The following is a 7,651-nucleotide window of genomic DNA, read 5'->3' as shown; positions in this document are numbered from 1 at the left end:
GCGCGGTGCCGCGGACAGCCGCCCCCGCAGGGCGAAGGTCTCTGCGCCGCAGCGGCGGGACGCTCCGCGGCGCGGCCCGGCGGTGCCGGACCGGCGGCAGCCCAAGGGGCGCCGGCCGTGCGCCATGGGCGCCGGGGCTCGTCCCGGGACATGCCGGCCACAGGCCGTGCGCGCCGGGCCGCACGCCGAGAGGCGTCGGCCGCGCGCCGTGAGCCCTCGCATCAGGCCGCCTCCGACCGGTCGGCCGCCATGCCCGCTGCGTCCAGGAGTGCGGTGCCCACTATCAGGTCGGCGCCGCCGAATTCGGGGTCGGTGAGCTGGGTTCCGTCGTCGACGGCGAAGAGGAGTTGCTGTTCGCCCTGGCGGTAGGCGGTGCCGACCGGCGGGCTGGCGGCGTGTACCGCCAGCAGGGCGACCAGGTAGGGGAGTTCGGGGTCCTGGCGGCGGGCGTCGGCCAGCAGGCCGGAGAGGCGGCGGGGTGCGTCGGCGGGCAGGTCGAGGAGCTCCATGGCCGCCTCCAGCTGCGCCTCGCTGAAGCGGCTGTCGTCGGGGGTGGCGATCAGGTCCGGCTCGGGCATCTCGGCGCCCAGGTGCTCGCGCTCCATGGGCGGGGTGAGCAGTATGTCGACGAGGTCGCCGACGCGTACGGACAGCGGGGTGCGCAGGCCCGTGCCGCGGGCGAAGAAGGCGTCGGTGACGCGGATCGCGCCTTCGACGGGCAGCGGCAGGGTCGGGGCGAGGAGCTGGCCGTACAGGTCCAGGCCCGCGCGGGCGGCGGGCGGCGCGAAGGCCTGGCGGTCCTGCTCGGCGCGGAAGAGCGGGCCGGCCTCCAGCAGCCGGGACTGCAGCTGGGTGTGGCGGCGGATGCAGTCCTTGACGATGTCGACCAGCTCGGCGGCGCGCCGCTTGTGCTCGCCGGTCTTGTGGTCGACGGCCTCGGCCTCGTCGCGCGCCTTGCGGATGTTGGTGAGGATGGCGTTCTCGTGGCGGTAGCGGTCCGCGACGTGGTCCAGCGCCTCGGCGATCATGTCGGGGACGGCCTGGAGCCAGTCCACCGCGCGGACGTTGCGCCGGGTGGCGTCCAGGGTCTTGCGGAGGGTCTCGGCGTACTGGACCGTGCGGTAGCGGGCCTGCTCGGCGGCGAGCTGGGCATCGGCGAGGCGGCCGCGGTTGATCAGCACCTCCAGCTTGACCTCGGCGGCGATCTGGGCGCTGGTGACGTCCGTGTCCAGGGCGCCGACCAGGACGTTGACCGCCTCGTCGGTGGTGCGCAGGTAGACGCCGCCTCCGGGGCCCGGGACCTCCTCGATCAGCTTGAAGTCGTAGTCGCGGCGGATGTACTCGCCGTCGGCGCCGAAGGTGCCGTACACGGCGCGGAAGCCGCGGTCCACGCTGCCGACGTTGATCAGGTTCTCCAGCACCCAGCGGGCGACCCGCTCGTGCTCGGCGGCGGGCCGCTGGGGTGCCTGCGCGGCCACGCGCGGGAGCAGGCGGGCCACTATCTGTTCGTGGTCGGCGCCGGTGTCGAAGTCCATGTTGAGCGTGACGAGGTCGATGGCGGCCAGCGCCACCTCGGCCATGGCGTACACCCCGTACTCGCCCGCGAGGTTGGCCTTGCGCACGTCGAGGTCGTGCAGCGGCGCGGTGCACGCCAGGGCGCGCAGTCGGCGGGACAGGCCCTCGTCGGCGGCCGGGCCGGGCGCGGGCCGGGCCGGCCCGTCGGACCGGACGGTGCCGTTGAGCTGGGGCGTCGTGGCCCCGGGGGCAGGAAAAGTCACGTCGCACAGAGTAGGCGCTGACACTGACAACGGACGAAACGGCGCGGTGCGCAGCGTCAGTGTGTGGCGCCGCCCACAGCCTTGACGTCCACTGTCGTGGTGGCGGCGGTGGCGGCGATCACACCGAGCGCCTGGGCGACGGCGCTCACCGGGAGTGAGGGCAGCGACCGTCCGGTGACCTGTGCGGGTGCGTAGGGGACGTGGACGAAGCCGCCGCGCAGGCCGGGGCGCTCGGTGGCGGCCAGGTGGAGCAGGCCGTAGAAGACGTGGTTGCACACGAAGGTGCCGGCGGTGTTGGAGACGGAGGCGGGCAGTCCGGCGGCGCGTACGGCGGCCACGCAGGCCTTGACGGGCAGGGTGGCGAAGTAGGCGGCGGGCCCTTGCGGCACGATCGGCTCGTCGATCGGCTGGGCGCCCGCCACATCGGGGATACGGGCGTCGTCGATGTTGACGGCGACGCGCTCCACGGTGATGTCGGGGCGCCCGCCGGCCTGTCCGACGCACAGCACCAGCTCGGGGTCGCGGGCCTCGACGGCCGAGCGCAGGGCGCTCAGCGCGTCGCCGTAGACGCAGGGCAGCTCGGCGGTGGTGATGCTCAGCCCGGTGGGCGGCGCTTCGGCGACGGCGCGTACCGCCTGCCAGGAGGGGTTGGTGCGCTCGCCGTCGAAGGGCTCGAATCCGGTCAGCAGTACCCGGGTCATACGTACGTCCTCGGCGGTGGTGGGAAGGCGGGGCAGGCGGGTGCGGGCGGCCCGGTCAGAAGGCGAACACGGACATGATCACGATGTTGCAGCCGAGCAGCACGCCCGCGGTGGGCAGTTGGGCCTTGATGGGGCCGTACTGGTCCTTCAGCTCCAGCAGGGCGGCCGGGACGATGTTGTAGTTGGCGGCCATGGGGGTGACGAGGGTGCCGCAGAATCCGGCGAGCATGCCGATGGCCAGGACGGCGGCGGGGTTGCCGCCGAAGTGCTCGACCAGGACCGGCCATCCGACGGCCGCGGTCATCACGGGGAAGGCGGCGAAGGCGTTGCCCATGATGGTGGTGAACAGGAACATCCCGGCGCAGTAGACGACGACGGCGATGTAGAGGGAGTCCTTGGGCAGGACGGCCGAGGCGAGGATGCCGACCTGCTTGCCGACGCCGGAGACCTGGAAGATCTGGCCGAGGGTGGCGAGCATCTGGGGCAGCAGCATCGCCCAGCCCATCGCCTCCAACATGGAGCGTCCGGCCTGTACGGGGACCGCGACGCGCTTCTCGCGCAGCATCACCATGCCCACGATGAGCGCGACGATCGCGCCGATGCCCAGGCCCAGGATGGTCTCGCTGCCCTCCTGGAGGAGGGGTTCGCCGCCGATGCGGATCTTCTTGACGCCGACGGCGCAGACCATGGCGACCACGGGGATGGTCAGCGCGGGCACGAACAGCTTGTTGCCCAACCTGCGGGCGCTGGCGGCGCGTTGTTCGGCGGTGGTGGTACGGGGGGTGCCGCGCCCGGTGAAGCCGAAGCCGGCCAGGCAGGCCATGGCCAGGACGGCCAGGCCCAGCGGCTCGGGCGGGGCCTTCTTGGCCACCACCCAGGTGCTGTAGATGAATCCGAGGCCGATCAGTCCCCAGAAGGCGGCGGTGCCGTGGCGCTTGGGGTTGGTGCGGTCGGTGAACATCATGGCGGCCATCACCAGGAAGATGAGGCCGACCAGCCAGTAGAACCACTCGGCCTGGATCACTTGGCGGCCTCCTTGGTGAGCGTGGCGGCGTTGGCGGTGAGCAGCTCGCGCTCCAACTGGCGGTCCAGGCGCAGCAGTCGCCAGCCGTGCACGGCGAAGGCGCACACCGCGGTCGGGATGGCCCACAGCGCCAGGTGCAGCGGTTCGAGGTGGGTGCCGTAGGTGGTGTTGACGAAGCCGGTGATCAGCAGGATCGAGCCGACGGCCAGGAAGACGTCCTCGCCGAAGAAGAGCCCGACGTTGTCGGCGCTGGCGGAGAAGGAGCGGACCTTCTCGCGGGTCTTGTCGGGCAGGGTGCCGTGCTTGCGTTCGGCGGCGCCCTCGGCCATCGGGACGGCGAGCGGGCGCACGGTCTGGGCGTGCCCGAAGACGTTGGTCAGTCCGACGGCGGCGCCGATCTGCCGCAGTCCCAGGTAGAGCGCGAGGAAGCGCCCGGTGGTGAGTTTGCCGAAGCGGGCTATGAGGTGGCGGGCCTGTTCCTGGAGGCCGTAGCGCTCCAGGAGGCCGATCACCGGGAGGGTGATGGCGAAGATCGTCACTGCGCGGCTGGAGGCGAATCCGTCCCCGAAAGCGGCGAGGATCTTGACGGGTGACAGCCCGCCCAGCAGGCCGGTGGCGATGCCCGCCACGCCCACCACCAGCAGCGGATTGCGTTTCGTCGCGAAACCGATCACGACCACGAGCACGCCGAGCAGCACGATCATGGGTCCGCCTTCCGCATACGGGACCCCACGCGGACCGTGAGGAGGATGCGAGGAGGCTAGGCGATTGTTCAACGATCCGACAAGAGCCCTGTGGGAGCGAATCTCACCCCGCGGCAATGCGCTGCGCGTACGCCCCGGAGAGCTGACGGCGCGAGTCCTCCAGATAGGACACCAGCAGCCGCTCGGCCTCACCGCCGTCCCCGGCCTGCAGCGCTTCCAGGATCTGCCGGTTGCGGGTCAGGTAGGGCGCGTGGAAGCGCCGCGGGTCGTCCATCACATGGAAGACCAGCCTCAGTTCGGCCAGCACCGCGCGCATCAGCTCGTCCGTGCGCGGGCTGCCCGCCAGGCCGGCGATCGCCTGGTGGAAGCGGATGTTGGCGGTCGACAGGTCCTGCCACAGACGCTGGCGCGAGGCGGTCTCCCCGGCGACGACGGCCGCCTCGATGGCCTCGACGCCGTAGGGCGGCTCGCTCAGGCCGCGTACCGCCGCGCACTCCACGAGCGTGCGCACCCGGAAGATGTCGTCCAGGTCCTCGACCGTCACCAGGCGTACGAAGACTCCGCGATTGAGCTCGTGCACCAGCAGCCGTTCGTGCGTGAGCAGCCGGAACGCCTCGCGCAGCGTGTTGCGCGAGACGCCCAGAGCGCCCCCGATGCTCTCCTCCGACAGACGGGCCCCGGGCGGGAAGTACCCTTCGGTGATGCGGTCCCTGAGAATGTCGGCGACTCGCTCGGCGGTGCTGGAGCGCCCCAGCAGCACCCGGTCCGTCTCCAGCGCGGACACCTCGGCGAGCCGCACCCGATCGGTTTTCTCCACTCCGGTCGCCATCTCGTGCTCCCCGTTCTCGGTTCCGCCCCTGTGCTGTGTGAGCGGAAGTCAATCCCAGATGGAAGAACGAGACAACACACCTCTTGTCGGATCGTTGAACAATCGCTTACGTTGATGGCAACGCCGGTCGGCTCGGGTGCCCTCGGGGGAGAGTCACTACGGATACGGGCCGACCGGCCCCGTATGCACACGCACTTCAGGATCCGGGCCACCGGCCCCTGCACGGGCAGCCGAGCGGCTGGGCAGCGACCCAACCGACCGCCGGACCCTGTCACTTCGCCATCCGGGCACTTCAGGAACGGACGTACATGAGCGAGCCGGCGGCCACCCCCGCGATCGACCTCAACGCCGACCTCGGGGAGGGCTTCGGCCGCTGGCATCTCACCGACGACGAGGCCCTGCTCTCCGTCGTCACCAGCGCCAATGTGGCCTGCGGCTTCCACGCGGGCGACCCCAGCACCATGCGGCGGGTGTGCGAGAGCGCCGCCGAGCGCGGCGTCACCATCGGCGCCCAGGTCTCCTACCGCGACCTGGCGGGCTTCGGACGCCGCGCGATGGACGTACCGCCGCGCGAGCTGGCCGACGAGATCGCCTACCAGATCGGCGCGTTGGAGATCTTCGCGCGCGCCGCGGGGGCCCGCGTCGGCTACGTCAAACCGCACGGCGCGCTCTACAACCGCTGTGTGCACGACGGGGAGCAGGCCGCCGCCGTCGTGGAGGGCGTACGGACCGCGGGCTCGGCGCTGCCCGTCCTGGGCCTGCCCGGCTCGCTGCTGCACCGCGCCGCCGGGCGCGCCCGGCTCCCCACCGTCGGCGAGGCCTTCGCCGACCGCGCCTACACCGCCGAGGGCACCCTGGTCCCGCGCACCGAGCCCGGCGCGGTCGTGCACGACGGCGACGAGGTGGTCAAGCGCGCCCTGGGCCTGGCCAGGGACCGCGCCGTCACCTCCCGCGACGGCACCCGCGTGGAGGTCGCGGCGCGCTCGCTGTGCCTGCACGGCGACACCCCCGGCGCGGCCCGACTCGCCCACCGCGTACGGTCCGAGCTGGAGGCCGCGGGCGTGCGCGTTCGGAGCTTCGCGTGAGGCCGCTGCCGGTCGGCGAGCACGGGCTGCTGATCGAGGTGGACAGCGGGCAGGCCGTGCAGGCGCTGCACGCCGAGCTGTTGCGCAGGGCCGCCGCCGGCACCCTGCCGCCGGTGCGCGAGATCGTGCCGGCCGCCCGTACGGTCCTGCTCGACGGGCTGCGCGACCCGCTGCGGCTGGCCGCCGAACTGCCTTCCTGGGAGATCCCGCCGCCCGCGCGCGAGGGCGAGGGCACCGTCGAGCTCCCGGTGCGCTACGACGGCCCGGACCTCGCCGAGGTCGCCGCCCTGTGGGGCGTTGCGCCCCAGGAGGTCCCGCGGATCCACTCCGGCACCGAATTCCGCGTCGCCTTCTGCGGATTCGCGCCCGGATTCGGCTATCTGACGGGCCTGCCCGAGCGCTTCCACGTGCCGCGCCGCAGCACCCCGCGCACCAAGGTCCCCATCGGCGCGGTGGCCCTGGCGGGCCCGTACACCGGGGTGTACCCGCGCTCCTCCCCCGGCGGCTGGCAGCTGATCGGCTCCACCGACGCCGTGCTGTGGGACACCTCCCGCGAGCCCGCGGCACTGCTGTCGCCGGGCACCCGGGTCCGCTTCGTCCCCGCCGACCGCGCCGCCGACCACCGGCAGGTGCCCGCCCAGGAAGAGCCCGTATGACCGACCGCGCCCTGTCCGTGCTGCGCGCCGGGGCCCTGACCACCGTCCAGGACCTGGGCAGGCCCGGCCACGCGCACCTGGGCGTGCCGCGGGCCGGGGCCCTGGACGAACCCGCGCACCGCCTGGCCAACCGTCTGGTGGGCAACCCGGAGTCGGCCGCCACGCTGGAGACGACGCTCAACGGCTGTGCCGTACGGGTGCGCACGGCCACCACCGTCGCCGTAACTGGCGCGCCCTGCACGGTGCGCGTCGACGGCCGCCCCGCACCCTGGGGCGCGCCGGTGCACGTCCCGGCGGACGCCGTCCTGGAGGCCGGTGCCGCCACCTACGGGCTGCGCTCCTATCTGGCCTTCCGCGGCGGTGTGCAGGCCGATGCGGTGCTCGGCAGCCGTGCCACCGACATCCTGTCCGGGCTCGGCCCCGCACCGCTGACCGAGGGGGCCGTGCTGCCGCTGGGCGATCCGTACGGGCCGCCGCCCGCCGTCGACACCGTCCCGCACCCGGGCCCCGTACGGGAGCTGGTCCTGCCGCTCGTGCTGGGCCCGCGCGAGGGCTGGTTCACCGCCCGGGGGCTGCGCACGCTGGCCGAAGGCCGCTTCGCGGTCTCCTCGGCCAGCAACCGCATCGGCCTGCGCACCGAGGGCCCGGCGCTGGAACGCGGCCGCGAGGGTGAACTGGCCAGTGAGGGCATGCCGTTGGGCGCGCTCCAGGTCCCGCCGAACGGCCTGCCGGTGCTCTTCCTCAACGACCACCCCACCACCGGCGGCTACCCGGTCGTCGGCGTCGTCCCCGAACGCCACCTCGCGGCCGCGGCCCAGGCCGTCCCGGGGACCCCCGTACGCTTCGTGCCCCGCCCCGCCGGGCGGGGCTGACC

Annotated in this window: 8 protein-coding genes; 3 read left to right on the top strand and 5 right to left on the bottom strand. The window is 73.2% G+C overall.

The genetic code is table 11. From position 1 onward, the window contains the following. Window positions 1-221: 221 nt before the first annotated feature. From AC4IJH_RS26965 to AC4IJH_RS26945, 5 genes are all read right to left on the bottom strand, one after another. The gene (locus AC4IJH_RS26965; RefSeq protein ID WP_490854459.1) at window positions 222-1,778 is read right to left on the bottom strand and encodes a hypothetical protein; all 1,557 of its coding nucleotides are present in this window, start codon (window positions 1,776-1,778) and stop codon (window positions 222-224) included. Window positions 1,779-1,834: 56 nt separating this feature from the next. Continuing rightward, window positions 1,835-2,479 carry a pyroglutamyl-peptidase I gene (gene pcp / locus AC4IJH_RS26960; RefSeq protein WP_490854458.1) on the bottom strand — a complete coding sequence of 215 codons (645 nt, stop codon included), beginning with the start codon at window positions 2,477-2,479 and terminating at the stop codon, window positions 1,835-1,837. Between the two features lie 55 nt (window positions 2,480-2,534). Next, window positions 2,535-3,503 carry a DUF979 domain-containing protein gene (locus AC4IJH_RS26955; protein ID WP_490854457.1) on the bottom strand — a complete coding sequence of 323 codons (969 nt, stop codon included), beginning with the start codon at window positions 3,501-3,503 and terminating at the stop codon, window positions 2,535-2,537. Then, complete coding sequence (locus AC4IJH_RS26950) at window positions 3,500-4,207, bottom strand: DUF969 domain-containing protein (protein WP_490854456.1); 708 nt, start codon at window positions 4,205-4,207, stop codon at window positions 3,500-3,502. The genes AC4IJH_RS26955 and AC4IJH_RS26950 overlap by 4 nt, the downstream gene beginning before the upstream one ends. Window positions 4,208-4,310: 103 nt before the next feature. Next, complete coding sequence (locus AC4IJH_RS26945; RefSeq protein ID WP_490854455.1) at window positions 4,311-5,036, bottom strand: GntR family transcriptional regulator; 726 nt, start codon at window positions 5,034-5,036, stop codon at window positions 4,311-4,313. Between the two features lie 308 nt (window positions 5,037-5,344). Here AC4IJH_RS26945 and AC4IJH_RS26940 point away from each other — a divergent pair, with 308 nt between their 5' ends. The 3 genes from AC4IJH_RS26940 to AC4IJH_RS26930 are packed head-to-tail and all read left to right on the top strand — an operon-like array spanning window position 5,345 to window position 7,649. Then, window positions 5,345-6,121, top strand: coding sequence for a LamB/YcsF family protein (locus AC4IJH_RS26940; protein WP_490854454.1), 777 nt, complete (start codon window positions 5,345-5,347; stop codon window positions 6,119-6,121). Further along, window positions 6,118-6,777 (top strand): 5-oxoprolinase subunit B family protein, encoded by a 660-nt coding sequence (locus AC4IJH_RS26935; protein WP_490854453.1) that lies wholly within the window; start codon window positions 6,118-6,120, stop codon window positions 6,775-6,777. Before AC4IJH_RS26940 ends, AC4IJH_RS26935 begins: the two co-directional genes overlap by 4 nt. Then, window positions 6,774-7,649, top strand: a complete 876-nt coding sequence (locus AC4IJH_RS26930) for a 5-oxoprolinase subunit C family protein (protein WP_490854452.1) — start codon at window positions 6,774-6,776, stop codon at window positions 7,647-7,649. The genes AC4IJH_RS26935 and AC4IJH_RS26930 overlap by 4 nt, the downstream gene beginning before the upstream one ends. Window positions 7,650-7,651: the final 2 nt, after the last annotated feature.

Source organism: Streptomyces sp. UF-297, assembly GCF_058245575.1.
This window is presented reverse-complemented; position numbering and strand designations above follow the sequence as displayed.